Raw genomic sequence first — 25,479 nt, 5'->3', positions numbered from 1 at the left:
CTATATTTACATTAATATTTGAATGTTCACTTTTACCTTCTGAATATCCGTTTTCTCTTTATGAATGTCCATTTTTTTATTTGTCGAAAATGTTTCTTTGATATCTATTTTACCATATCCCACAGGAAAACACGACCGAAAACTAGCAACACTCTGTGTAAAATGTAGTCGAAAAAACCGGACAGTAATCGCTGTCCGGTCAGTTTTCTCTTATAACAATGTATTCAGATCCACCAGGGTTCCGCCCTTGATCTCCACGCACTTATCACTGTTCAACTGCAACCATACACTGCAGGCATTAGGGTTATATACCTTTTCGTAATCCGCAGAGAACTGTAAACGTTTCGCTGCATCCATATAATCAATGATCTCAATATTGGTGGCGTACCAGATGTCGTCTCTGCCGCCCATATATTTGCAGAAGTTCTCGATCACATCCCAGTTGTCATTATTATCGAACTCGTAGCTGTGCCCCCAGACATACATCAGCTTCAGGTACTGGCTCTTCTTGAAATCAGCGAAAAATTCCGCATACTCCATCAGCTTCGGGTCATTATGATGGCAGGTAGCATGCCACTCCAACGGATCCTTCGGCAGTGCAAAATCCGGAACCGTCTCTACCACTCTGGCATAAGCCACGCCCAGCTGACGATACAGCTGCTTGATCTCCTCGCTGTAAGAACCGTTGGGATACGCATGTCCCCTGACGATCTGCCCCGTCCATTTTTCCAGGCCTTTCCGATCCTCCAGTAGTTCCTGTGCCACTTCCACTAACGGACATCTCTCGATGGTGGGGTGGGTCATGGTATGGGTTGCGATCTCATGTCCCGCATACAGCCCTTTCATTTCTTCAAAAGTCATGCGGGGGCGTTCTCCCACCAGCCCATAATTCAGATTAAACGTTCCCTTGATACCATATTTATTAAAAATGTCGATCAGGCGTCTGTCCTGTACCTTACCGTCATCATAACTCATCGTCAGTGCTTTGGCTTTTCCGCTGGGAAAACAAGTATATACTTTCATCTTTTCCATCCTTTTCTACTGTAATTTCTATTGTGGTTTAAAAAATATGGTGATTTTCAACCCACATGTTTTCATCATATTACGACTGGAACAATTTTGCAACTGATAAGAATCCGGCATTAACCCTCTTTATCGTGCAAAACTTTCCATTGCCTTCCTTTCATTCATCCTTTAATATAGTAAAGTATACAACCAATAAACGAATTACAATGAGAAAGGAGCATATTTATGAAAAAATTCAACTCCTTCCGTAATCGCCAGAACGGCTTTGAAGATTTAGGTTCCGGCACCGCGGAAGCAGCAAAAACGAAGAAAAGCTGGTGGAAAGTCCCCGGCATCATTCTTGTGATTCTGGTAATCGCTATTTTTACTTTTAATTCCACTTACCAGATCCGTGAACAGGAGCAGGCGGTTCTGATCACTTTAGGTCAAGCCAAAGCGGTAACGGATCCCGGACTTCATTTTAAGATACCGTTCATCCAACAGGTTCGCAAAGTAAATACCACCATTCAGGGATTTTCCCTTGGATATGATTTAGATTCCAATTCTTCGGAAACCGATGATTCTCTCATGATCACTTCCGACTATAATTTTGTCAACGTCGATTTCTTCGTAGAGTATCGTTTCAGTGACCCGGTAAAAGCAGTCTATGCTTCCAAAGATCCCGTGCTGATCCTGCGTAACATCAGCCAGAGCTGTATTCGTACCGTGATCGGCAGTTATCCGGTGGACGATGTCCTGACTACCGGAAAAAATGAAATTCAGGCCGCCATCAAAGAAATGATTCTGGAGCGTCTGAGCGAACAGGATATCGGTATCCAACTGGTAAATATCACGATCCAGGATTCCGAGCCGCCTACCTCCGAAGTCATGGAAGCTTTCAAGGCTGTGGAAACCGCCAAGCAGGGGAAAGAAACCGCTCTGAACAATGCCAATAAATACCGCAATGAACAGCTTCCTCTGGCGCAGGCACAGGCCGACGGTATCATCAAAGACGCTGAGGCGCAAAAGACCGAGCGCATCAATGAGGCTACTGCACAGGTTGCGCGTTTTAACGCTATGTACGAGGAATATATCAAGAACCCGACAATAACTAAACAGCGCATGTTCTACGAGGCCATGGAAGAAGTCCTGCCGGATCTCAAAGTAGTCATCGAAAGTCCAAACGGCAATACACAGACCTTCTATCCTTTGGAATCTTTCACAGGTACGACAACCGGTTCTTCCACGGAAAACAGCACCCCTGAAACCACACAATAACCATTGTCTAGAGAAAGGCAGTTTTATAAATATGAAAAAAGTGAAAAATATATCTCTGATTATATTAGTACTGGCATTGTTGATCATCGGATCCTCCAGCATTGTCGTTACCAATGAAAACGAATACAGTCTGATCCGGCAGTTCGGCAAAGTAGACCATGTAGTGAGTACTGCAGGAGTTACCTTTAAGATTCCTTTTGTACAGAGCGTCGATAAGCTCCCAAAGGAGATCCTGCTCTATGATCTGTCTTCCTCCGATGTCATCACCAGCGACAAGAAGACCATGATCTGTGACAGTTACATTTTATGGCAGATCAACGATCCTCTGAAATTTGCCCAGACCCTGAACTCTTCCATCTCCAACGCTGAGAGCCGTCTGGACACCATCGTATATAACTCTACGAAAAATATTATCAGCAGCACGACCCAGAATGATGTGATCTCCGGTCGTGACGGAGAACTGGCTGCTGCCATCATGAACAACATCGGAAACACCACCGAACAATACGGTATCGAGCTGCTTTCTTTTGAAACCAAACAGCTGGACCTGCCCAGTGACAACAAAGCTGCTGTGTACGAGCGTATGATCTCCGAACGCGAAAATATCTCTGCCACCTACACTGCTGAGGGAAGTTCCGAAGCACAGAAGATTCGCAACACCACTGACAAGGAAGTCAATGTGCTCCTGTCGGAAGCCAATAAAAACGCGGAAATTCTCATTGCGGAGGGAGAAGCGGAATACATGCGTATTCTGTCAGAGGCCTATGCCGATGAATCCAAGCAGGATTTCTATTCCTTCGTCAGAAGTCTGGATGCCCTGAAAGCTTCCATGACCGGTGATAATAAAACCGTGATCCTGTCCCCGGACTCTCCGATCGCGCAGATTTTCTACGGAAGATAACGTGAAAGCCGGCGTCTGCAATATTCTTGCAGGCACCGGCTTTTTTTATGCCAGAATCTCTTCAATCTTACGTCTTTCTTCATCGCTGAAGGAGGTTGCGTTTACAATTCCAATATTATCCAGGATCTGTGAAGGCTTGGAAGCTCCGATCAGGACGCTGGTAATATCCCCGTCTCTTAAAATCCAGGACAATGCCATCTGTGCCAGGGTCTGCCCTCTCTGGGATGCCAGATCGTTCAGTGCACGTACCTTCTTCAATGTCTCTTCCACGATCGCCGCTTCTTTCAGGAATCTGCCGTCGGTACGGACACGGCTGTCCTCCGGAATACCATGGAGATAACGGTCGGTCAGAAGTCCCTGTGCCAAAGGGCTGAAGGTAATAATACCGATGCCGTGAGCTGCAGCGTAATCTTTCAGACCATCCTTCTCAATATCTCTTACAAACATGGAATATTTTCTCTGGTTGATAATAAACGGTGTGCCCAGTTCCTTGAACAGTTCTGCCGCTGCAATGGTCTGTTCTTTATTGTAATTTGAAATTCCCACATACAATGCCTTACCGGATTTCACAATGCCGTCCAGTGCACGAACGGTCTCCTCCAACGGTGTATTTGGATCCGGTCTGTGATGGTAGAAGATATCCACATAATCCAGTCCCATACGCTTCAGGCTCTGATCCAGGCTGGCCACCAGGTACTTTTTACTGCCCCAGTTACCGTAAGGTCCGGGCCACATATCATAACCGGCCTTCGTGGAAATCACCAGTTCATCCCGGTACACACCCAGATCCTTTTTCAGGATACGGCCGAAATTCTCTTCTGCCGCACCGTATACCGGTCCGTAGTTGTTCGCCAGATCAAAATGTGTGATACCGTGGTCAAAAGCAGTGTGACACATGTCCAACATATTGTCAAAATTCCCATTGGATCCGAAATTGTGCCATAATCCCAGAGATACTGCCGGAAGCAGCAATCCACTGGCACCGCAGCGATTATATTTCATTTCTTCATATCTTTTCTCATCTGCCTGATACATTTAAATACCTCCGTCTTTTTACCTTTTGTTGTCTTTATTATATTTTTTTACATCTCCCGTTTCTATGCAAATTTTATAGAATAAAATGCAATATCTTACGAATTATCTCTTACGTCCCACAATCTTCAGGCGGCTGAAAAACACGTAATACACAATAAAAGCGATACTGGTCACCGTCCAGGTCAGCGGATAGCTGAATACAATGGTGAGAATGTCATTTTTCAGAGGTACGGCTGTCAGGATCCATACCACACGCAGCACGCAGATTCCCAGGCAACAGATGATCATGGGAAGCCAGCTGTCGCCGATACCGCGCAGAGTACCGGACAAAATCTCAATGGCAATATAGGTAAAATATGTAGGTACCAAAAAATGCAGAATCTGTTCTCCGATCACTACCACCTGTGCATCCGTGGTAAACAGTTGATAACAGATCGATGCATAATTATAGAGGATCACGGACAACAGTACGGTTGCCCCCGCCGTAATTCCCATACAGGTACGCACTCCCTTGTGTACACGGTCCATTTTCCCCGCACCATAATTCTGTCCCACAAAGGTAGTGATCGATATGCCAAAGGCGTTGACGATCATCCAGAACAGGCTGTCGATCTTGCTGTAGGCTGTCCATGCCGCTACCGTATCCGTTCCCAATGCATTCACGCTGGACTGGATCAGAATATTGGACGATGTATACATTACCGACTGCAATCCCGCCGGAAGTCCGATCCGGATGATCCTGTGGAACATTCTTCCATCAAAACGGATCTTTCTCAGTTCCAGACGATGCATATCTTTTGTCCGCATCAGCACCCACAATACCAGCACAGCACTGAGCGCCTGCGACAGGATCGTAGCAAGTGCAGCTCCCGCCACCCCCATATGTAATCCGATGACAAATGCAATATCCAGCACAATATTTGTCAGGCAGCTGGCAATCAAAAAATACAGCGGTCTCTTGGAATCTCCCACAGCCCGCAGGATGCCGGCGCCCATATTGTAGATCAGGTTTCCGATGACTCCCAGGAAATAGATACGAATATAAGTCGTCGACGGTCCCAAAATATCCTCAGGTGTAGACATCGCGCGCAGTGCCCATGGTGCCACCGTAACACCCACGATCATCATGCCGATTCCCGCCACCAGACTGAACGCAATGGAGGTATGTACGGCATAGCCTACCATCTCGGCGCGTTTTGCCCCATAATACTGGGAAATAATGACCGTGGCACCGCTGGACAGTCCCACGAAAAATCCCACTAGCAGCTGGATCAGTGTACCGGTGCCGCCACCTACCGCCGACAGAGCTTCTTTTCCGACAAAGCGCCCTACGATCACCGCATCCGCTGCATTATATAATTGTTGAAAAAAGGTCCCGAACAAAATAGGAAAAAAGAACAGGAGCAGCTGCTGCCAGATGACTCCTGTTACGATCTTGTTCTCTTTTCCTATAACATTTTCTGTCTGCTTTTGTGTTATCTCTGTATTTGCTTCCATATTAATATGCCCTTTGAAAATCTATACTTCTACGATGATAGTATCATTTCCACAGAACCTTTTCAAGAGGGCAATCTTATCCACATCGAAAGTCAGGAAAAAACCCGGGTGGTGGAAGCACCCGGGGTCCTTGTCTGCACCTGGATGAGTCGCAGCATCCGGGCACAGCACTCTGTATATACCAAATTGAGGGATTAGATAAAAGCTAAGTTAAGTTACTCCACGTCTTGCAGAGCCGCGAAGTCTTCTTCGCCGGTACGAACCTTTACAACCTTGTCTACGTTGTATACGAAGATCTTGCCATCACCGATATGTCCGGTGTACAGAGCCTTCTTGGCAGCCTCGATCACAGTTGCTACTGGGATCTTGCTGACTACGACTTCTACCTTCACCTTAGGCAGCAGGGTCGCATCCATTTCAACACCACGATACATCTCGCCGGCACCCTTCTGTACACCACAGCCCATGACCTGTGTCATAGTCATACCGGTAACACCCAGATCGTTCAGTGCCTTCTTCAAAACCTCGAACCGGGCGAGCTTTGCAATAACCACTACTTTGTAGATTCCGGTTGCGGGAATTGCTGCCGGAGCTGTCTCTACCTTTACTGCTGCTTCCTTCATGGTTGCGGAAGCTGCGTCATAATCACTTACACCAAGGCTGGTATTTTCATTTACCTCCATGGTCATAGTGTTGGAAATATCCATAATGCTGAAGCCTGCATATGCGGAAGGAAGACCATGCTCGCAGGAATCCAGACCTACAATTTCCTCTTCCTCAGATACGCGTAAGCCAACGGTTGCCTTGATGATCAGGAATGTAATGGTAATGGTTACTGCAGTCCATGCTGCTACACTTACAAAACCTAACAGCTGTAAACCAAGCTGCTTAAATCCGCCGCCATAGAACAGACCTACGACGCTGTCGTTACCGGGTGCGGAAGTGGTTGCGAACAGACCGGTTGCGATGGTACCCCAGATACCGTTCAGGCAATGTACTGCAACTGCACCTACGGGATCATCAACATGTAATTTGTAATCCAGAAGCCATACACCAAATACTACCAGAAGTCCTGCTACAGCACCGATTACGATAGCGCCGAAGCAGTCGGTCACATCACAGGGAGCGGTAATTGCTACCAAACCTGCCAGAGATGCATTCAGACACATAGATACATCGGGTTTGCCATACTTGATCCAGGTAAAAATCATGCAGACTACGGTTGCAACTGCGGGAGCTACGGTCGTGGTAAGGAATACGGAGCCTAACTGCTCTACGGAAGTACAAGCTGCACCATTGAATCCATACCAGCCAAGCCACAGAATGAATACACCGAGACATCCGATCGGAAGGTTATGTCCGGGGAATGCATTTACTTTTACGATCTTACCACTCTTATCCTTATCGAACTTACCGATGCGGGGTCCCAACAGTTTTGCACCGATCAGAGCGGAAATACCACCTACCATGTGGATCGCACAGGATCCTGCAAAATCATGGAAGCCAAGCTGTGCCAGCCAGCCGCCGCCCCAGATCCAGTGAGCTTCGATGGGATAGATCAATGCGGAGATCACACCGGAGTAAATACAATAGGATAAGAACTTGGTTCTCTCTGCCATAGCACCGGATACGATGGTAGCTGTGGTAGCACAGAACACCAGGTTAAATACGAAATTTGAATAATCAAAATTCTCATAGGCGGTAAAGATATCCAGTCCCGGCTTACCGATCAGACCTACTACATCTTCACCAAGTAACAATCCAAAGCCGATCAGAATAAACACTATGGTACCGATACAGAAATCCATCAGATTCTTCATCAGGATATTACCGGCATTCTTGGCTCTGGTAAATCCGGTCTCCACCATTGCGAATCCTGCCTGCATCCAAAACACCAGGGCCGCACCGATCAGAAACCAGACTGCAAATAATTGACCGTCTACTGCGCTTAAGATTTCTTCTGTCATAACATTTTCCTCCTCACTCTTCGTGAACGTGAAATATCTTCCACCATACTTCACCGGTGTAAAAAAATATGCGATACTATGGTCTCATCCTTCGAAGCCCCATTGCATCGCATCCTTAGGGTATAGCAGTTAAACTGTTTTCCACATACCCATACGCTATTTTTGTCCGGCCACGCGCGTTGTGATACTGCCAAACAAAAAGGGCGCTACAGTTTTATTCTGTAGCGCCTTTGCTATGTTGAGAGTATAGCACCATGGTTTTAGAGTGTCAACACGTTTTTTACATTTTCTTTATATTTTTACAGTTCCAGCAGAAGCCGTTCATATAAGCTTCCTCCCCATGTGACCTGATCCTGCCTGTGGAACCCCAGGTTTCCAGCCAGTCGCAGTGACACCTCATTCTCCGGCATCACCAGCATCTGCACCTGCTCAAATCCTAATTCCTCTTTCCCATATTCCAACAATGCCTTACACACTTCCGTAGCATATCCCTGTCTTTGCCAGGGAACACCGATGACAAATCCCAGTTCCGGGTCTTCGTATCCTTCACGATTTGAGAATCCGGCTCTGCCGATGACCTGTCCCGTAATTTTATCACAGATTGTCCAGACACCGTAATTATAAAAATAATACATATTTTCTGTATAGTCTTTCAAATAAGCTTCTTCCTGTGCCCGCTGCGGATACAGTCCTTCCGTATACTGCGTCACGAAAGGTTCCGCATATATCTCATAGAGAGCATCCAAGTCCTCTACCCGGGTCTCCCGCACGAGGCAGCGGTCTGTCGTCAGAATATCCCAGGGAATCCCCATATATCTGCGGTACACCTTCTCCATATAATCCCAGTCCAGCTCCTCAAGGTTTTCGCAGGCATAGCGGACACCGGGAAAGTCCTGATCCCGGTTATCCTCGTGGAGCCATGCCAGTACCGGGCAGCCCTGTCGGAGCAGTTCCTGTGCCCGTTGTCCCTGATCAGTGATCCAGAGCACGCCGTCTCCCTCTGTTTCCGAACTCCGTTCAGAGGTCTCCAAACATATCATATTTTCTGGGATTTTCGGAATTTTCTTCGGATTAACTTTTGTATCTAATATGATCTGCCGCAAAAAATACATCCGCAACAATTCTCCTCTTTACCTTTTTAATGGAATCAACTAAAATATAGATATTATTTTAATCCATTTTTTTAGAAAAAGAAAGGACACTATTATGGCAAAAAATCCTATTGTTACTATTACCATGAAGGATGGCGGCGTGATCAAATGCGAGCTTTATCCTGAAATTGCACCCGAATCCGTTAACAATTTTATCAGCCTGATCAACAAGCATTTCTATGACGGTCTGATCTTCCACCGTGTGATCCGCGGCTTCATGATCCAGGGCGGATGTCCTGACGGCACCGGATGTGGTGGTCCCGGCTACAGCATCAAGGGTGAGTTCGCTGCTAACGGCGTAACTAACGATCTGAAGCACACCGAGGGTGTTCTGTCTATGGCAAGAGCTATGCATCCCGATTCCGCAGGCAGCCAGTTCTTCATCATGCACAAGACCAGTCCTCATCTGGATGGCTCTTATGCCGCTTTCGGTAAAGTCATTGAGGGTATGGATGTGGTAAATAAGATCGCCGAAACTCGCACCGATTACAGCGATCGTCCCCTGGAGGATCAGGTAATGGAAAGCGTTACCGTAGATACCTTCGGTGAGACCTATCCCGAACCCAACAAACTGGATAGATAAAATAGTTGTTCATAGTTTGTTTACAAATCCTTCAAGGAATCTTCAATTCCTCAACATGTTTTGGACATTTCTGTTTCATATACTATAACCATAGAAACAAACAAAACAACCATTTAAGCCCACAACAGTTTCTTGTTTAAAAAACTTTTTCATAATAAATGCCAAGGATCAGAATCCTTGGCATCCTCCCTTTCTAGGGGTAAAATTACAGCTATCGCGGTAGAACACTACGCCGGATAGTTATTTTTTTGCAAAAAAATCTCCCGCATCGCTGCGAGAGATTTTCTTATTTATCTCAGAATTATTCAGCCTTACCAACAGATCCGAACAGTTCCATCTTCTCCTTAACAGTAGCCTTGATAGCTTCTGCACCGGGAGCTAAGAGCTTACGAGGATCGAAGCCCTTGCCTTCGAGATCCTTACCAGCCTCGATGTACTTACGGGTAGCATCAGCAAATGCCAGCTGGCACTCGGTGTTAACGTTGATCTTGGATACGCCCAGGTCGATCGCTTTCTTGATCTGATCTGCGGGGATACCGGTACCACCGTGCAGAACCAGAGGAAGCTCACCGGTCAGCTCCTGTACAGCTGCCAGAGTTTCAAAGCTTAAGCCCTTCCAGTTAGCGGGGTATTTACCGTGGATGTTACCGATACCTGCTGCCAGGAAATCAACTCCCAGATCAGCGATAGACTTACACTCCTTAGGATCAGCGCACTCGCCCATACCGATAACGCCGTCTTCCTCACCACCGATGGAACCAACTTCTGCCTCGATGGAAAGTCCCTTGCTGTGAGCAGCCTTAACCAGCTCAGTGGTCTTTTCTACGTTCTCAGCGATAGGATAATGAGAACCATCAAACATGATGGAAGAGAAGCCTGCTTCAATACACTTATAGCAGCCTTCGAAAGAGCCATGGTCCAGATGCAGAGCAACGGGAACATCAATGTCCAGATCCTTTAACAGTCCGTTTACCATACCAACGACTACATCATAACCGCCCATATATTTGCCGGCGCCTTCGGATACACCCAGGATAACAGGGGAACGAAGTTCCTTAGCGGTGAGCAGGATGGACTTTGTCCACTCCAGATTGTTGATGTTGAACTGACCTACTGCATAGTGGCCTGCTTTTGCTTTTTTGAGCATTTCTGTTGCGGATACTAACATTTTAATACCTCCATTTTATATACTCATTCTTGTTAGGATATACGAAATGTAATCCATTCCTAAATGTACACAGGAAACACATTTCGAATAATCACTTTGTGACTACCCAAACTATAACACAACTCTAACAAAAAGGGAACAGCTTATTGTTAAATTTTTACCAAATTTTATGATTTATTCTATTCCACACGAATATCCATGCCCTTACAGATATTCTCGATCGCTACTTTCGTATGGGTTCCGCCGTATTCTCCGTCCAACGTCCAAGGCAGTGGATCTGTGGAAGTGATCTCCAGCTTCGACGTCCGGAAACAGTACATGGCATCAGTATCAATGTCACGATTCAACAGCGAAACCATAATATTGTTCAGCTCCATGGGATTCTTCGGGCGCTTGATCAGTGTCACTTCAAATACACCGTCATCCAGCTTGACATTTTTGCCGGTGATCCTTTTAAATCCGCCTACCGACACAGAGTTAGTGATCATTCCAAAGATAAAATCATCTACGATCGTCGTATCATCATAAGTAACGCGCATGGGATAAGAACGGATTGCCGGAAGACGTTTCATGCCTTCCAGCAGATACGCCATATGACCCAGAACATTTTTCATGTCCTGCCCCGTCTCATAGGAGACATCCGTGAAAAGGCCGAATGCTGCGATATATACAAATACATCCTGATTAAAGGATCCCACATCACAGGCAAAATCATTCCCCTTTACAATCGTTTCCGCGGCATGCACCATATTTTTCGGCAATCCCAGACTGCCTCCGAAATCATTGGTACTTCCTGCCGGGATATATCCAATAGGTGTCCGGAAGCCACTGCGGATCATACCCGTGACTACTTCGTCCAAAGTACCGTCTCCACCGCTGCAGACAACAATATCATAGTCCTTGCTCCGATCCCTGGTCTTCTCCATGGCATCTTCACTTTTCTGCGTGGGATAAACGGTGATCTCATAATCACCCTTGGTAAACACATCCAGAATATCCGCAAGCTTGTTGCGGATCTGTGCCTTTCCGGCTTTCGGATTATAGATAAATAACATCTTCTTCATAAATACTATCCTCAAAATATACAAAACGGGACTAACAGAATTCTCTATCAGCCCCGCTCCTCGTCATACTATGTTTTTAAGCTACCTGACCGCTTAAAAACTTCTCAATATTGTCCACAGCGGTCTGCTCATCTGCACCCTCTGCAGCTACTGTAAGCTCTTCGCCTGCGCAAAGTCCCAGGCTCATCATGCCCATAATGCTCTTGGCATTGATCCGCTTATCATCTACTTCAATGTAAATGTTGCTTTCGTACTTGCTGGCTTCCTGTACTAACAGTGCCACCGGTCTTGCGTCCAGACCATCTTCCAGTCTGACCTTAATGCTCCTTTTTGTCATAATTTTCCTCCTCTTTTACGTTCTGATTCTATCTGCTAACTCGCTGAGCTTACGTAACCTGTGGTTTACACCGGATTTTCCTACCGGGGGATCCAGATATTCCCCCAGCTCCTTCAGTGGAGCATCCGGATTCTCCAGTCTGACTTCCGCCATCTGACGCAATGTCTCCGGCAGATTCTCCAGTCCGTAGTGGTCCCGGATATATTCAATATCCTCTATCTGTCTGGTCGCCGCATTTACCGTTTTGGTAATGTTGGCGGTCTCACAGTTCACTCTTCGATTTACGGAATTGCGCATTTCCTTTACAATTCTCATATTCTCCAGCTTCATTAAGGCAACAGGTGCCTCACATACATTCAGAAGGTCCACAATGCCGGATCCTTCCTTCAGATAGACAACGTAATACTTCTTCCGAAGCACGATCTTGGCTTCTATATCAAATCCCTGTATCACACTCTGTAGTTGTCTCGCTTTATCCTCATCGGTACATACAAATTCCAGGTGATAACTCTTCTGCGGGTCGCTCATAGAACCAATGCAGAGAAAAGCTCCTCTTAAAAATGCTCTTTGACAGCAGGAATTTTTAATCAGCAGGGGGCTCACAGGTTCCGACAGATCACCGATCTTGTCGATCACACTCCGCATCTGTTCCTCGCTGATTTTAACATCAGTATCTATATTATATGTTTTTTTCAATAATGTAAAGCCTTTTCTGACGACCGCCTCATTTTCCGTCTGGAAACCGATCATAAAATCGCCCTCTGCAGAACGTCCATATTGACCGCTAAAATGCATGATCGCAGCCAGCTCTGCAATCTGGCAATGCCTTGCCGGGCTGATTCTCTTCGCCAGTTCTTCCTTTACCTCACTCGAAAATGACATGTCAGATTCCTTCTCTGGGTACATCACGGTGATACAGTTTGATACCGTAATGACCTTCTGCCTTCAAACGTTCATATAACTTGTTTGCCAGAGTAACACTCCGATGTTTGCCTCCGGTACATCCGATGGCGATCACCAGCCGATATTTTCCCTCTTTGATATAATTCGGAATCAGGAATTGAATCATATCGGTCAGCTTGTCCAGGAAAATTCCGGTCTCAGGAAAACTCATTACATAGTCCTGTACTCCCTTATCATTGCCGGTCTGCGGCTTCAATTCTTCTATATAATAAGGGTTGGGCAAAAATCTCACATCAAATACCAAATCAGCATCCGCAGGAATTCCGTGCTTGAATCCGAAGGACATAACTGTTACCATGAGACTGTTGTACTCTTCATTCTGTACGAAAATTCGATCCAGCTCCTCTTTCAGTTCTCTTACCAGAAGATTCGAAGTATCTATTACATAATCGGAATTTTTGCGGATCGTCTCCAGAATCTTACGTTCTTTTTGAATTCCGTCCTCTACTCTGCCATCCGCAGCAAGAGGATGTACACGTCTGGTTTCCTTATACCGTTTTATCAGAGCTGAGTCATCGGAGTCCATAAACAATATCTCAAATTTGTAGCCTTTTTCCTTTAATTGTTCCAAAATGCGGGTGGCGTCCGTGAAATTCTGGTCCGCACGGACATCCAGTCCCAGTGCGACCTTACTGATCTCACTTCCGGGCATGGCAATCAGTTCCACGAACTTTTCCACCAATGACACCGGCAGATTATCCACGCAATAAAAGCCGGCATCCTCCAAAAGCTTTAATGCAGTTCTTTTTCCCCCTCCGCTCATGCCTGTTACTACTACAAATCTCATATGCACCTCTCACCTGTCTTACAGGAATTTGATCTCGGGTTCCAAGTCTACCTGAAAACGCTCTTTTACTCTTCTCTGAACTTCCCAGATCACGTCTTTTACATCTTCTGCGGTTGCATTTCCTGTGTTAATAATAAATCCGCAATGCTTCTCCGACACTTTGGCTCCCCCTACGGAATATCCGCGAAGTCCGGACTCCATAATCAGTTGTCCCGCAAAATGTCCCGCGGGGCGCTTAAATGTGCTGCCTGCGCTGGGATACTCCAACGGTTGTTTTTCCCGGCGCCTTTTCGCCAGATCAGCCATTTTCTCTGCGATCTGTTCCGGATCTCCCTGTTCCAGGCGGAAAGTCACCTTCGTCACCACAAAAGGCTGGTTCTGGATCACACTGGTCCGATAGCCGAATTCCATAGTACCATTATCCAGTTCCATGATCTCCCCATTGCGGTTCACCACGGTTACCGTGCTCACCACCTGGCTCATCTCTCCTCCGTAGGCGCCGGCGTTCATCACCGCACCGCCTCCGACAGTTCCGGGAATTCCCGCTGCGAACTCCAATCCGGTGAGACCATGCTCCTTTGCAGTTTTGGCCACCTGGCTCATCAGCGCTCCTGCCTCTGCCTCCAGATAACAATCCTTCACCGTGATCTCACTCATATATTTTCCGATTACCAGTACAATTCCGCGATATCCGTCATCGCTGACCAGCAGATTACTTCCGTTACCGATGACCGTGTATGGCACATCCACCAGGCGCAGATACTTCTGTATCCTGCAGAGCTGATCTTCATTTTCCAGATAGATCAGGTAATCCGCCGGTCCGCCGATGCGGAAGGTAGTATGCAATTTCATGGGTTCCTGAAACATAATCCTCTCTGCCGGTACGATTTCCTTTAATGCTTCTATCACTGCTGCACTTATCATGTATATCAGGCCGCTCTTTCTTTTTTATTATAGTTATTCCAAACAGGCCTACTTTAATACCAGTGCTGCAGCGCCGTAGATTCCGGCATCATTTCCCAGCTTGGCCAGGGCGAATTTTGCCTGCTTGCATGGTCCGAAAGCACATCTCTTATAAGAAGGCTCTATGTATTTGAATAAAATATCTCCAGCCTTGGACACACCACCGCCAATGACAAAAATCTGGGGATCAACTACACTGGCTACTGCGGCAAGTCCCTTGCCAAGATATTCTCCGAACTGTTCTGCGATCTCAATTGCTACTTTGTCCCCTGCCTTAACTGCATCGAATACCGTCTTGGCAGAGATCTCACCGCCACGCAGAATGCTGGGTGCATCGTCTTTTGCCAGGCGTCTGTTCGCCAGGCGGGTAATTCCGGTAGCGGATGCATACTGCTCCAGACAGCCCTTGTTCTTGCAGCCGCAGACCTCTGTCTCATTATCTTCAATGTGAATATGTCCGATCTCGCCGCCTGCACCGTTGGTGCCGGTCAGGATCCTACCATCAATAATGATACCTCCGCCGACACCGGTTCCTAAGGTAACAGCTACCAGGTTGGAATAGCCTTTACCGCCGCCCTGCCACATTTCGCCCAGGGCTGCCACATTGGCATCGTTGCCCGCCTTCACGGTAACGTCCAGATCCAGTTCTTTTTTCAACGTTTCAGCAAGATCAAAAGATCCCCAGCCGATATTAACAGCACCATTGACCATGAAGCCATCGGCATTTACCGCACCGGGAGCGCCGATTCCCACGCCTACCAGGTCTGCTGCGGTGATGTTCTTTTCCTGCATTTTGTTTTTGATGGATGCTGCGATATCCGGCAGAACTTTCTCTCCACCGTTATCCTTGACCGTAGGGATCTCCCACTTGTCCAGCACCTGTCCTTCGTCATTGAACAGTCCTAATTTCACTGTTGTTCCGCCCACATCTACTCCAAATGCATACTTACTCATCATCTTCGTCCTCCTCACGTCTTTTTGCTAAAGAGTTCTGTACACGAGTGTACAATTCCTTTGCTGCATTGTATCCCATTTTTTTCTGACGATGATTGATAGCTGCAGTCTCGCAGATCACCGCCAGATTCCGTCCGGGACGGATCGGGATGTTGTGACATACTACCTTATTCCCCAGATATTCGGTATAGTTTTCTTCCAGTCCCAGTCTGTCGTACTCTTTGTCCTTATCCCAGTCTTCCAGGCGGATGACCAGATCAATGGTCTGTGTATCTTTTACAGACAATGCACCGAACAGCGCCTTGACATCCACGATTCCGATTCCGCGCAGTTCTATGAAATGCTTCGTGATATCAGGGGCAGAACCTACCAGCGTATCATCACTGACTTTACGCAGTTCTACCACATCATCGGTTACCAGACGATGTCCTCTTCTGATCAGCTCCAGGGCCGCCTCGGACTTACCGATGCCGCTCTCGCCGGTGATCAGGACGCCCTCGCCGTAGACATCCACCAATACGCCGTGTACGGAGATGCAGGGAGCCAGCTTCACATTTAACCAGCGGATGATCTCTGACATAAAATCGGAAGTGGATTTCTTGGTAGATAATACAGGAACTTCATGTCTGATCGCAGTTTCCAGGAATATAGGATCCGGCTTCAGATCACGGCTGAATACGATACAGGGAATATCATAAGCCATCAGCTTCTCATACGCCTCCCTGCGGGTCTCATCTGTCAGCCCCTCCATATAAGTATATTCCACAAATCCGATAATCTGCAGTCTGGTGGCATCAAAATGTTCAAAATATCCGGCTAACTGCAGTGCCGGACGGTTGATATCCGGCTGTGTGATCTTCACATGTTTCACATCGATCTCCGGTGTGAGATTTTCCAGTTTCATTTTTTCGATAACACGGGTCAAACTTACACTTGCCATACTAATTTCCATACCTTTCTGCGAAAAACCCGCCCCTGCATTTTTTTCGAAGGTTCCCCGCCTCATTATCGTGCTGTAACTTTTGAAGTTACCATATTACTTATGATTGTACCACAGGCGGTCGCTTCTGTGAAGCGAAAAAGGCTACAATCTCCTGCGCTGTGCGTTCATTCATTTCGGGAATTTCCATCAGGTCTTCCACCGCTGCCTGCCGGATCTCCTCTAAGGACTTGAAGTGCCGCATCAGGGCTTTTCGTCTGGTGGGCCCCACTCCCGGGATATCATCCAGTACGGATCTCACCTGGGTCTTACTACGCAGAGACCTGTGGTATTCAATGGCAAAACGATGCGCCTCGTCCTGGATTCTGGTGATCAGCTTGAACCCTTCCGAATGAGTATCGATCGGAAGCTCGATATTATGATAATACAGACCTCTGGTACGGTGGTTGTCATCCTTGACCATACCGCAGACCGGAATGTCGATTCCCAGTTCTTCCAGTACGGACAGGGCAATATTCACCTGTCCGCGGCCGCCGTCCATGAGGATCAGATCCGGGAACTTGGTAAAACTGCCGTACTCCTGATCCATCTCCTGTTCTTCCAGTTCTCTGCTCTCTTCCATACCATGACGGAACCGTCTCGTCAGCACTTCCCGCATGCAGGCATAGTCATCCGGACCTGAGACGCTTTTGATCTTGAATTTACGGTAATCGCTGCGTTTCGGTTTTCCTTTTTCGTAGACCACCATGGATCCTACATTTTCAAAACCGTTGATATTGGAAATATCATAGGCTTCCATCCGGGCCGTGCCGGTTAACGGCAGTTGCAACAGATCCGAGATTTCCTTCACTGCACCGATGGTACGGCCTTCCTCACGTTTTAACTTTTCTCTGTCCTGGGACAATACCAGTTTTGCGTTCTGCGCTGCCAACTCCACCAATTTTTCCTTACTGCCGATCTTAGGCACCTTCAGATAGACCCTGCTGCCTTTTCGCTCCGACAGCCATTTCTCGATCAATTCGGCATCCTCGATCTCATATTGCAGCATCAGCTCTCTGGGGATAAATGGGGTCCCCGCATAGAACTGCTTTACAAAATCCTGTAAAATTGCCGGCTTGTTATTTTCCGGCACATGTGTCATATAATAATGTTCTCTGCCGATCAGCTTGCCATCCCGGACGAAAAATACCTGTACCACTGCTTCCGTCTCATCCTGGTACAGCGCCAGGATATCTTTATCTTCACCGACGCCCTCGGTAATCTTCTGTTTCTGGGATACCTGTCGTACACTGGAGAGCAGATCACGGTATCTGGCAGCATCCTCAAATTCCATAGCCTCCGCGGCTTTCTTCATCTTCTCCTCCAGATCCTTCAGGATCGGACTGTAATTACCATTCAGAAATTCCAGTGCACCTGCCACCTGCTGTCTGTATTCCTCTTTGCTCACATATCCCTGGCAGGGTGCCAGACACTGCTTGATATGATAGTTCAGGCAGGGGCGCTCGATTCCTATATCCCTGGGCAGCACCCGGTTGCAGGTACGCAGCTGGTACAGTTTGTTCAGCAGTTCAATGGTATCTTTCACCGCCGCAGCGCTGGTATAGGGACCGAAATAGCGGGATTTATCTTTTTTCATGGTACGGGAAAACAGGATCCTGGGATAATCCTCTCCCACTGTCACCTTGATATAGGGATAGGTCTTGTCATCCTTTAACAGCGTGTTATACTTCGGCGAATTCTCCTTGATCAGGTTATTCTCCAGCACTAATGCTTCCAGTTCCGAATCCGTCACAATATATTCAAATCGGGCGATCAGCGATACCATCTGGTCAATGGCCGGGCCTCTGCCGATATTTTCACGAAAATAAGACCTTACACGATTGTGCAGGTTGATTGCTTTTCCCACATACAAAATGACATCTTTGTCATCCCTCATGATATACACTCCCGGCTTGCGGGGGAGCTTTTTTAACTCTTCTTCCACGTTGAACATAAATATTTCCTCACTTGTATCTATCATACCGATTCTGGAGAAAAATACAACAAGGGATTTAATATTGTAACTGGAGAGTTTACTATGCCTATACGCGGCTCATTGCTCGCGTAATTTTTCCGCTACTTTCGCATACATGGGCACGGGCACATGATATCTCTCTCCCATACGGACGACTTCGTAGACCAGGCCATCGATCTCGGAATCTTTGCCTTCCATGACATCTCGCTGCATGGAAGTGGTCGCTTCCGGTGCCAGGGAGGACAATATCTTCAGGTTGACTTCCACCATATCACGCTCGAAAGGAACACCCATAGCTTCTGCCAGTGCGGCGATCTCGCGGATCATTGTCTTGAAGGCTTCCCGCTGCTTGCCTTCTCTCTGGAAGTCTGCTGCGGTGGCATGATAATAAAGTCCCGCCGCACCGATGGGCGATACATAGGAGAATTTCTCCAGGGCATCTCTTTGAATATTTTCGGAGAGCACGCCATCGATTCCACTGTCATCAAAATCTTTTTTAATATTTTTCAGAGCATCCAATATTTCTTCTTGTGCCCTTTTAATGTTTACTTTTTGAGTACTCATATTACGGACACCATATACTACCCGCAGGATCCTGCCATGCTGGATCAGTACTCCCGGTTCTTTAATATTGGCAGAGACATAGATACAGCCGTCCGTCACCAGAAGCTTTGGCAACTGCTCCTGCATTTTCACACCGGTTCCGTAGATGTTTAACACCGGGATCACGATGGTGGAAGGCTTCGCCACGCGCTGAATAAAAGGGATGGTGTCCTCCAGGGAATATCCTTTCACGCAGACCAGTACCACATCCGGCTGCTCGTCATAATGCTCCATGTCCATAGCTTTTACCGGGATGATCTCGGTGGTGCCGTCCCACATTTTCTCCACGGCAAGTCCCTTTTCCTGCATGGCTGCCAGGTGTCTGCCTCTGGCGATCAGGGTGACATCCCTGTCAGCCTTTGTCATATAAAATCCTAGGATTCCGCCGGTTCCTCCGGCTCCGATAATTGCGTATTTCACACCAAAACCCTTCCCTTCCGTTATCTACCTTTACTTTTCCACAATGATACCACGACGCAAAAGAAGCCGCCAGTCTCTGTTTTCACATAACTGACAGCTTCTCCTTGATATCATTTATTCCTTACAGGAACTCTTTTACAGACTTGTAAACGCCCTTGGCATCCAGACCGTACTTCTCTACCAGAGCAGCAGCGGAACCGGACTCGCCGAAGACATCCTGCATACCGACCTTTTTCACTGGTACAGGATAATGTGCACACAGGCAGTCGCAGACTGCGCTTCCCAGTCCGCCGATGACGGAATGCTCTTCCACGGTGACCACCTTGCCGGTCTTCTTCGCGCTGTTAAGGATGATCTCCTCATCGAGTGGCTTAATGGTACAGATGTTTACAACCTCTGCGCTGATGCCTTCCTCTTCCAGCATCTTCGCTGCACCCAGAGCGGAATCTACGCAGATACCGGTGGCTACGATGGTGACATCTTTACCTTCGCGGACTACTGTTCCCTTACCGATCTCGAAATGATAACCGGGATGATCGTTGATCACGGGTACTGCGGCACGTCCGAAACGGATGTATACAGGTCCTTCATATTCCAGAGCGGCACGAACAGCGGCTCTTGCTTCCACATCATCGGAAGGGCACATTACTACCATGCCGGGGATGGTGCGCATCAGGGCGATATCCTCGTTACACTGATGGGTAGCGCCATCCTCACCTACTGTGATACCTGCATGAGTTGCACCGATCTTCACATTCAGATGCGGGTAACCGATAGAGTTACGTACCTGCTCGAATGCACGTCCTGCTGCAAACATTGCAAATGAGCTTACGAAAGGAATCTTACCTACCAGGGACAGTCCTGCTGCCACACCCATCATGTTTTCCTCTGCGATACCACAATCGATATGACGGTCGGGATATGCCTTACGGAAGATTCCGGTCTTGGTAGCTGCTGCCAGGTCGGCATCCAATACTACCAGATTGGGGAATTCTTCTGCCAGCTCCTTCAGGGAGTTGCCGTAACTTTCTCTGGTTGCGATCTTTTTCACGGTATTTTCTGCCATTACTGCTCACCTGCTTTCTCTAATTCTTTTTCAATCTTATCAAGGTCTGCCATTGCAATCGCATACTCCTCATCATTAGGCGCCTTACCATGCCAGTCTACGCTGTTTTCCATGAAGGAGACTCCCTTGCCCTTGATGCTGTGGAATACGATACAGGTGGGCATGCCCTTGGTCTCTCTTGCTTCCTTAAATGCTGCACGGATCGCATCAAAATCATGTGCATCTGCATTGATCACATGGAAATTGAATGCCTCGAACTTTTTATCAATAGGATAAGGAGAACATACCTGATCGATGGGTCCATCGATCTGCAGGTTGTTGTTATCTACCATAACGCAGAGGTTGTCCAGCTTACGGAAGCCCGCGAACATAGCAGCCTCCCATACCTGTCCTTCCTCGATCTCACCGTCACCCAGCAGTGTGTATACACGGAAATCACGTTTGTCCATCTTAGCACCCAGTGCCATGCCGACTGCTGCAGAAATACCCTGTCCCAAGGATCCGGAGGACATATCCACGCCGGGGATATGGATGCAGGGGTGACCCTGCAGGTAGGAACCTAAGTGACGCAGGGTAGGCAGATCCTCTACCGGGAAATATCCTCTGTAAGCCAGTGCGGAATAGAGACCGGGAGCTGTATGACCCTTGGACAGAACAAATCTGTCGCGTTCCTCCATATCGGGGTTCTTCGGATCAATGTTCATCTCCTCAAAATATAAAAATGTAAAAATATCTGCGGCTGACAAGGATCCGCCGGGATGTCCTGCTTTCGCACTATGAACTGCGGTCACAATGCCCTTGCGGACATCATTGGCACGCTTTTGCAGTTCTAAATTCTTCATTGTTTCCTCCATTCCGCCATATTGGCTTATCTGTTGCAATTTACGTTGTTATACTAGCATACTTCCCGATGCTAGTCTAGTAAAAGAATTGCTCTTCTACTGTAAAATATTGCGGTCTCGTCCTAACAACTTTGCCCTGCCATTCATAAATTTTCTCACTTCGTTCGAAAATTCATTTCATGGAGGGGCGCTTCGCTAATAGAATTTGTCATATAGTGCTCTGTGTGCAAGCACCCTCGCACTATAAGCCAAATTCTATTTCAAAGTTGTTTGGCCATAGTATGCATTCTTTCCATGTTTGCGGTTATAGTGCTTATCCTGCAGTTCCTGGGGTGCCGGCTGGATCCTGGGGTTGATCGTCTCTGCGCGATAAGCCATTTTTGCCACCTCTTCCAATACTACCGCATTATGGACAGCCTCCTTGGCATCCTTGCCCCAGGCAAAAGGCCCATGATTCTTGCACAGAACGACAGGCACTGCTTTCGGGTCCTTACCCAGACGTTTGAACTCGTTAACGATCAGGTGTCCGGTATTTTCCTCGTAAGCGTCCTCGATTTCTTCCTTTGTCAGGCAGCGCACGCAGGGAACCGGACCGTAGATATAGTCTGCATGGGTGGTTCCGTAGCAGGGGATGTCTCTTCCCGCCTGCGCCCAGCTGGTGGCATAGGAAGAATGGGTATGTACGATACCGCCGATCTCCGGGAATGCCTTGTACAACTCCAGATGGGTCGCGGTGTCGGAAGAGGGATTTAAATTCCCCTCTACCTTATTGCCGTTCAGATCCATGACTACCATCATCTCCGGTGTCAGTTTGTCGTAATCCACGCCGCTGGGTTTGATGACGAACAATCCGCTCTCTCTGTCAATGGCGCTGACATTTCCCCAGGTAAAAGTCACCAGACCGTACCTGGGCAGATCCATATTTGCTTCATATACTTTCTGTTTTAATTCTTCTAACATATCCTAAACCTCATTTCTTTCTATATCCTACAAGCTTTCCGATAAATGAGTGTCGTGCAGGTATAATTTTACGACCGAAAAATTATTTTGCGGCAACGGCTGCCTTCTCAGCAGGAAGCAGTCTCTTGTACTCTTCCAGGAAAGCCTCAAATCCTTTCACATCCTCAGGCTCCGGTTGCAATGTGGTTCCGGTCTGTCCAGCGAAGATCTTGTCATTTAAATAGGAAGAAAGGGTCTCGCCGGTTTCTTTCTCCTTCATGAAAGCTGCCAGGATCGCCATGCCCCAGGCGCCGCCTTCGCTTGCCGTATCCATAACAGTGATCGGTGCGTTCATGCCTGCTGCCATGACACGCTGTCCCACCACGGGAGTCTTGAAGAAGCCGCCGTGTCCCATCAGGGAATCTACAGCCACATGCTCCTCCTTTAACAGAATATCCATACCAATCTTCAGTGTGGCAACTGCGCTGTACAGATGGGAGCGCATGAAGTTTGCCAGTGTAAAATCTGCATCTGGTGTCCGCACCACCATAGGACGGCCGGCATCCAGACCAGTGATCGGTTCTCCGGAAAAATAGTTATATGCCGTTACGCCGCCGCAATCCGCAGCACCTTCCAGCGCCTTGCGATACAACACGCCGTACAGTTCGTTCTTGTCTACTTTCACACCAAAGCTCTCTGTACACTCGCCGAAGAGGTTCACCCAGGCATTCAGATCGGAGGTGCAGTTGTTGCAATGTACCATGGCCACGGGCATACCGTTGGGTGTTGTGACCATATCGATCTCTTCGTGTACTTTTTGCATAGCCTTTTCCAGGACTACCATTGCGAAAATAGAGGTTCCGGCGGAGACATTACCGGTGCGAACAGCCACACTGTTGGTAGCTACCATTCCGGTTCCCGCATCACCCTCGGGAGGACACATAGGAACACCGGGCTGCAAAGTTCCGGTAGGATCCAATAATTTTGCCCCTTCTGCGGTCAGGACACCGGCGGATTCTCCTGCCACTAACACCTTAGGCAGGATGTCGCGGAGCTTCCAGTCAAAATGATGTAAATCATCGAACTGATCTAACATTTTCTGATCGAAATCCATGATCGTGGAATCTATAGGGAACATACCTGCTGCCTCACCAATACCCAGAACCTTTTCTCCGGACAGCTTCCAGTGAATATAACCTGCCAGAGTAGTAAAAAATGCGATATCCTTTACATGCTCTTCTCCGCTTAAGATTGCCTGATACAGATGGGCGATGCTCCATCTCTGGGGAATATTGAAGTTAAATACCGGAATCAGCTTCTTGCAGGCTTCTTCCGTCATCGTATTTCTCCAGGTACGGAAAGGTACCAGAAGTTCACCTTCTGCATTAAAAGGCATATAGCCGTGCATCATGCCGCTGAATCCCAGTGCTCCCAAAGTAGTCAGCTTTTCACCGTATTTTGCCTCCACATCGTCTGCCAGGCTCTTGTAACACCCCTGCAATCCTTTCCGGATGTCCTCCAGGCTATAGGTCCAAATATTGTTCTCCAGACGGTTCTCCCAGTCGTAAGTTCCCATGGCAATGGGGGTGTGGCTTCCATCTACCAATACCGCTTTGATTCTGGTGGAACCGAATTCAATACCCAGAACCGCCTTTCCCGCTTTGATCGCTTCTTTTGCTGTTTCATTCATTGCATTCTCTCCTTTTGCTTTTATATCGTTTCTGCTTTATTTACTTTCATAACGATTTGTGTTCTGCTACAGACTCCCGTTCTACCACCCGGGTATCAAATTCATACGTCAGATCCTTTTTCTTTCCCGCTATCATCTGTAAAAGTGTCTCTGCTGCCTTTTTCCCCAGATTTTCCTTCGGATGAGGAAGTGAAGTAATGGGAACCTCACTGTGTCGCGCCAGATCCGAATCGTCGATACTGATCACCGACACATCCTCCGGCACCCGGATATTGCGCTCTTCCAGCATCCGGATCAGCTGGAATGCGATCTGGTCATTGTACGCCAGGAGAGCAGTGCATTCCTCCACCCGGTTGAGAAGCCGGTCCCGGCAATACGCCAGTTGCTTCGATTCGTCCGTGTCGATCCACACCAGTCGGGAATCCGTCACCGTAAGCCCTGCTTCCTCCATGGCACGCAGATATCCCAAATAACGCTGTCTGCCCTGTCCGTCGTCCAGTTTCAGGACTGCCCCTATCTTCTGATGTCCCTTCTCAATCAGATATCTCACAGCCTTATACGCTGTGTCCGCATCATTCAATGATACATGTGGTACCTCCAGCTCCGGATAATAGGTGTTGAAAAATAAAAGCGGTATCTTTCTCATCATTAGATGCCTGTACAGCTCCAGATTCGGATTCGGCAATCCACTTTTTGTTCCCTCCACGATCATTCCTGCTACATCATCCCGTTTGAGCAGATCTTTCAGAATGCCTTTCTCCCGATCCAGCGTGTTATTCGTAATATAAATCTGTACGGAAAAGCCACTTTCATATAATGTATTCTGCATGCCCTGCAGGATCCTCGGGAAAATATAGCTGTCCATATAAGTAGTTACTACCGCAATACTGTTCCGCTTCTCGAGATTTTTCCTGCGGTCAAAGCTAACATAAGTGCCGCTGCCACGGATCCTCTGTACCAGTCCTTCCTCCTCCAGCGTTCCGATCGCCTTCCTCACTGTCTGTCTGCTGATGTGGAATCGCTCCGCAAGCTGATTCTCCGAAGGAACCTTCTCTCCGGGACCCAGTTGTCCGTCTGTAATCTGCTCCTGTATGTAATTAATTAGGTTTTGATATTTTGTCTCCATGATTATTATAAGTATAATAAGGCTACTGTTCAAAGTCAATACATCTTTTGACTATTTTAGATACATTTATATATAGTTGTATGGTGTACAACTATGCTTGTATTTCGATTTACTCCACATATGAAGTCAGAGACGTGACTGTGACCCTGAGGTAAGTCGCTTTAAGTCTATCCCCGGTGCTGTTCA

General features: G+C 47.5%; 23 protein-coding genes. 3 read left to right on the top strand and 20 right to left on the bottom strand.

Features of this window, described 5'->3' with window-relative positions:
* Positions 1–210: 210 nt before the first annotated feature.
* Entirely contained in the window at positions 211–1,023 is an 813-nt protein-coding gene (locus tag FYJ59_RS03640; protein ID WP_154495304.1) for a polysaccharide deacetylase family protein, read from the bottom strand.
* A 228-nt stretch (positions 1,024–1,251) separates the two neighbouring features.
* On the opposite strand from FYJ59_RS03640, the gene hflK reads away from it, so the two are divergent.
* Both hflK and hflC read left to right on the top strand, forming a co-directional pair.
* Positions 1,252–2,283: an FtsH protease activity modulator HflK gene (hflK, locus tag FYJ59_RS03635; protein WP_154495302.1), complete on the top strand. Its 1,032-nt coding sequence runs from the start codon at positions 1,252–1,254 to the stop codon at positions 2,281–2,283.
* A 31-nt stretch (positions 2,284–2,314) separates the two neighbouring features.
* Entirely contained in the window at positions 2,315–3,184 is an 870-nt protein-coding gene (hflC, locus tag FYJ59_RS03630) for a protease modulator HflC (protein WP_154495300.1), read from the top strand.
* Between the two features lie 45 nt (positions 3,185–3,229).
* Here hflC and FYJ59_RS03625 read toward each other — a convergent pair whose 3' ends face one another.
* From FYJ59_RS03625 to FYJ59_RS03610, 4 genes are all read right to left on the bottom strand, one after another.
* Positions 3,230–4,219: an aldo/keto reductase gene (locus FYJ59_RS03625; RefSeq protein ID WP_154495299.1), complete on the bottom strand. Its 990-nt coding sequence runs from the start codon at positions 4,217–4,219 to the stop codon at positions 3,230–3,232.
* A 102-nt stretch (positions 4,220–4,321) separates the two neighbouring features.
* The gene (locus FYJ59_RS03620) at positions 4,322–5,716 is read right to left on the bottom strand and encodes an MATE family efflux transporter (protein WP_154495297.1); all 1,395 of its coding nucleotides are present in this window, start codon (positions 5,714–5,716) and stop codon (positions 4,322–4,324) included.
* A 215-nt stretch (positions 5,717–5,931) separates the two neighbouring features.
* Entirely contained in the window at positions 5,932–7,683 is a 1,752-nt protein-coding gene (locus tag FYJ59_RS03615; RefSeq protein WP_154495295.1) for an ammonium transporter, read from the bottom strand.
* Between the two features lie 299 nt (positions 7,684–7,982).
* Positions 7,983–8,672 (bottom strand): GNAT family N-acetyltransferase, encoded by a 690-nt coding sequence (locus FYJ59_RS03610; RefSeq protein WP_205839441.1) that lies wholly within the window; start codon positions 8,670–8,672, stop codon positions 7,983–7,985.
* A 217-nt stretch (positions 8,673–8,889) separates the two neighbouring features.
* On the opposite strand from FYJ59_RS03610, the gene FYJ59_RS03605 reads away from it, so the two are divergent.
* The gene (locus FYJ59_RS03605; protein WP_022153368.1) at positions 8,890–9,417 is read left to right on the top strand and encodes a peptidylprolyl isomerase; all 528 of its coding nucleotides are present in this window, start codon (positions 8,890–8,892) and stop codon (positions 9,415–9,417) included.
* Between the two features lie 301 nt (positions 9,418–9,718).
* On the opposite strand, the gene fba is transcribed toward FYJ59_RS03605, so the two are convergent.
* From fba to FYJ59_RS03530, 15 genes are all read right to left on the bottom strand, one after another.
* Positions 9,719–10,585, bottom strand: coding sequence for a class II fructose-1,6-bisphosphate aldolase (fba, locus tag FYJ59_RS03600; RefSeq protein ID WP_022153367.1), 867 nt, complete (start codon positions 10,583–10,585; stop codon positions 9,719–9,721).
* Positions 10,586–10,764: 179 nt separating this feature from the next.
* Positions 10,765–11,649 (bottom strand): diacylglycerol/lipid kinase family protein, encoded by an 885-nt coding sequence (locus FYJ59_RS03595; protein WP_154495293.1) that lies wholly within the window; start codon positions 11,647–11,649, stop codon positions 10,765–10,767.
* A gap of 76 nt (positions 11,650–11,725) precedes the next feature.
* Entirely contained in the window at positions 11,726–11,986 is a 261-nt protein-coding gene (locus FYJ59_RS03590; protein WP_118546725.1) for an HPr family phosphocarrier protein, read from the bottom strand.
* Positions 11,987–12,001: 15 nt separating this feature from the next.
* Positions 12,002–12,868 carry a DNA-binding protein WhiA gene (gene whiA, locus FYJ59_RS03585; protein ID WP_118546726.1) on the bottom strand — a complete coding sequence of 289 codons (867 nt, stop codon included), beginning with the start codon at positions 12,866–12,868 and terminating at the stop codon, positions 12,002–12,004.
* 1 nt (position 12,869) lies between these two features.
* Positions 12,870–13,736 (bottom strand): RNase adapter RapZ, encoded by an 867-nt coding sequence (gene rapZ / locus FYJ59_RS03580; RefSeq protein WP_154495292.1) that lies wholly within the window; start codon positions 13,734–13,736, stop codon positions 12,870–12,872.
* An 18-nt stretch (positions 13,737–13,754) separates the two neighbouring features.
* Positions 13,755–14,660 (bottom strand): UDP-N-acetylmuramate dehydrogenase, encoded by a 906-nt coding sequence (murB, locus tag FYJ59_RS03575; protein WP_154495291.1) that lies wholly within the window; start codon positions 14,658–14,660, stop codon positions 13,755–13,757.
* 48 nt (positions 14,661–14,708) lie between these two features.
* Positions 14,709–15,653, bottom strand: coding sequence for an ROK family glucokinase (locus FYJ59_RS03570; RefSeq protein WP_154495584.1), 945 nt, complete (start codon positions 15,651–15,653; stop codon positions 14,709–14,711).
* On the bottom strand, positions 15,646–16,593 hold the full coding sequence (gene hprK, locus FYJ59_RS03565) for an HPr(Ser) kinase/phosphatase (RefSeq protein WP_154495290.1): 948 nt from the start codon (positions 16,591–16,593) through the stop codon (positions 15,646–15,648). Before hprK ends, FYJ59_RS03570 begins: the two co-directional genes overlap by 8 nt.
* A 100-nt stretch (positions 16,594–16,693) precedes the next feature.
* The gene (gene uvrC / locus FYJ59_RS03560; protein ID WP_154495289.1) at positions 16,694–18,586 is read right to left on the bottom strand and encodes an excinuclease ABC subunit UvrC; all 1,893 of its coding nucleotides are present in this window, start codon (positions 18,584–18,586) and stop codon (positions 16,694–16,696) included.
* Between the two features lie 99 nt (positions 18,587–18,685).
* The gene (locus tag FYJ59_RS03555; RefSeq protein WP_328597198.1) at positions 18,686–19,630 is read right to left on the bottom strand and encodes a ketopantoate reductase family protein; all 945 of its coding nucleotides are present in this window, start codon (positions 19,628–19,630) and stop codon (positions 18,686–18,688) included.
* Between the two features lie 121 nt (positions 19,631–19,751).
* The gene (locus FYJ59_RS03550; protein ID WP_022152857.1) at positions 19,752–20,696 is read right to left on the bottom strand and encodes a transketolase family protein; all 945 of its coding nucleotides are present in this window, start codon (positions 20,694–20,696) and stop codon (positions 19,752–19,754) included.
* Positions 20,696–21,538 (bottom strand): transketolase, encoded by an 843-nt coding sequence (locus tag FYJ59_RS03545; protein WP_022152858.1) that lies wholly within the window; start codon positions 21,536–21,538, stop codon positions 20,696–20,698. The genes FYJ59_RS03550 and FYJ59_RS03545 overlap by 1 nt, the downstream gene beginning before the upstream one ends.
* Positions 21,539–21,793: 255 nt before the next feature.
* Positions 21,794–22,498, bottom strand: coding sequence for an L-ribulose-5-phosphate 4-epimerase (locus FYJ59_RS03540; protein WP_154495288.1), 705 nt, complete (start codon positions 22,496–22,498; stop codon positions 21,794–21,796).
* A gap of 82 nt (positions 22,499–22,580) precedes the next feature.
* Complete coding sequence (locus FYJ59_RS03535; RefSeq protein ID WP_118551858.1) at positions 22,581–24,167, bottom strand: xylulokinase; 1,587 nt, start codon at positions 24,165–24,167, stop codon at positions 22,581–22,583.
* 46 nt (positions 24,168–24,213) lie between these two features.
* On the bottom strand, positions 24,214–25,326 hold the full coding sequence (locus FYJ59_RS03530; protein WP_235897900.1) for a GntR family transcriptional regulator: 1,113 nt from the start codon (positions 25,324–25,326) through the stop codon (positions 24,214–24,216).
* Between the last annotated feature and the right edge of the window lie 153 nt (positions 25,327–25,479).

The sequence above is a fragment of the Waltera intestinalis genome (genome assembly GCF_009695995.1).
Lineage (GTDB): Bacteria > Bacillota > Clostridia > Lachnospirales > Lachnospiraceae > Acetatifactor > Acetatifactor intestinalis.
The sequence above is the reverse complement of the archived record's forward strand: the minus strand, read 5'-3'. Positions and strand labels throughout refer to the sequence as shown.

What these genes read in the sequence shown, in the direction of transcription:
- FYJ59_RS03640 (WP_154495304.1), bottom strand. Translation starts at nt 1,023, where the DNA reads ATGAAAGTATATACTTGTTTTCCCAGCGGAAAAGCCAAAGCACTGACG.
- hflK (WP_154495302.1), top strand. Translation starts at nt 1,252, where the DNA reads ATGAAAAAATTCAACTCCTTCCGTAATCGCCAGAACGGCTTTGAAGAT.
- hflC (WP_154495300.1), top strand. Translation starts at nt 2,315, where the DNA reads ATGAAAAAAGTGAAAAATATATCTCTGATTATATTAGTACTGGCATTG.
- FYJ59_RS03625 (WP_154495299.1), bottom strand. Translation starts at nt 4,219, where the DNA reads ATGTATCAGGCAGATGAGAAAAGATATGAAGAAATGAAATATAATCGC.
- FYJ59_RS03620 (WP_154495297.1), bottom strand. Translation starts at nt 5,716, where the DNA reads ATGGAAGCAAATACAGAGATAACACAAAAGCAGACAGAAAATGTTATA.
- FYJ59_RS03615 (WP_154495295.1), bottom strand. Translation starts at nt 7,683, where the DNA reads ATGACAGAAGAAATCTTAAGCGCAGTAGACGGTCAATTATTTGCAGTC.
- FYJ59_RS03605 (WP_022153368.1), top strand. Translation starts at nt 8,890, where the DNA reads ATGGCAAAAAATCCTATTGTTACTATTACCATGAAGGATGGCGGCGTG.
- fba (WP_022153367.1), bottom strand. Translation starts at nt 10,585, where the DNA reads ATGTTAGTATCCGCAACAGAAATGCTCAAAAAAGCAAAAGCAGGCCAC.
- FYJ59_RS03595 (WP_154495293.1), bottom strand. Translation starts at nt 11,649, where the DNA reads ATGAAGAAGATGTTATTTATCTATAATCCGAAAGCCGGAAAGGCACAG.
- FYJ59_RS03590 (WP_118546725.1), bottom strand. Translation starts at nt 11,986, where the DNA reads ATGACAAAAAGGAGCATTAAGGTCAGACTGGAAGATGGTCTGGACGCA.
- whiA (WP_118546726.1), bottom strand. Translation starts at nt 12,868, where the DNA reads ATGTCATTTTCGAGTGAGGTAAAGGAAGAACTGGCGAAGAGAATCAGC.
- rapZ (WP_154495292.1), bottom strand. Translation starts at nt 13,736, where the DNA reads ATGAGATTTGTAGTAGTAACAGGCATGAGCGGAGGGGGAAAAAGAACT.
- murB (WP_154495291.1), bottom strand. Translation starts at nt 14,660, where the DNA reads ATGATAAGTGCAGCAGTGATAGAAGCATTAAAGGAAATCGTACCGGCA.
- FYJ59_RS03570 (WP_154495584.1), bottom strand. Translation starts at nt 15,653, where the DNA reads ATGAGTAAGTATGCATTTGGAGTAGATGTGGGCGGAACAACAGTGAAA.
- hprK (WP_154495290.1), bottom strand. Translation starts at nt 16,593, where the DNA reads ATGGCAAGTGTAAGTTTGACCCGTGTTATCGAAAAAATGAAACTGGAA.
- uvrC (WP_154495289.1), bottom strand. Translation starts at nt 18,586, where the DNA reads ATGTTCAACGTGGAAGAAGAGTTAAAAAAGCTCCCCCGCAAGCCGGGA.
- FYJ59_RS03550 (WP_022152857.1), bottom strand. Translation starts at nt 20,696, where the DNA reads ATGGCAGAAAATACCGTGAAAAAGATCGCAACCAGAGAAAGTTACGGC.
- FYJ59_RS03545 (WP_022152858.1), bottom strand. Translation starts at nt 21,538, where the DNA reads ATGAAGAATTTAGAACTGCAAAAGCGTGCCAATGATGTCCGCAAGGGC.
- FYJ59_RS03540 (WP_154495288.1), bottom strand. Translation starts at nt 22,498, where the DNA reads ATGTTAGAAGAATTAAAACAGAAAGTATATGAAGCAAATATGGATCTG.
- FYJ59_RS03535 (WP_118551858.1), bottom strand. Translation starts at nt 24,167, where the DNA reads ATGAATGAAACAGCAAAAGAAGCGATCAAAGCGGGAAAGGCGGTTCTG.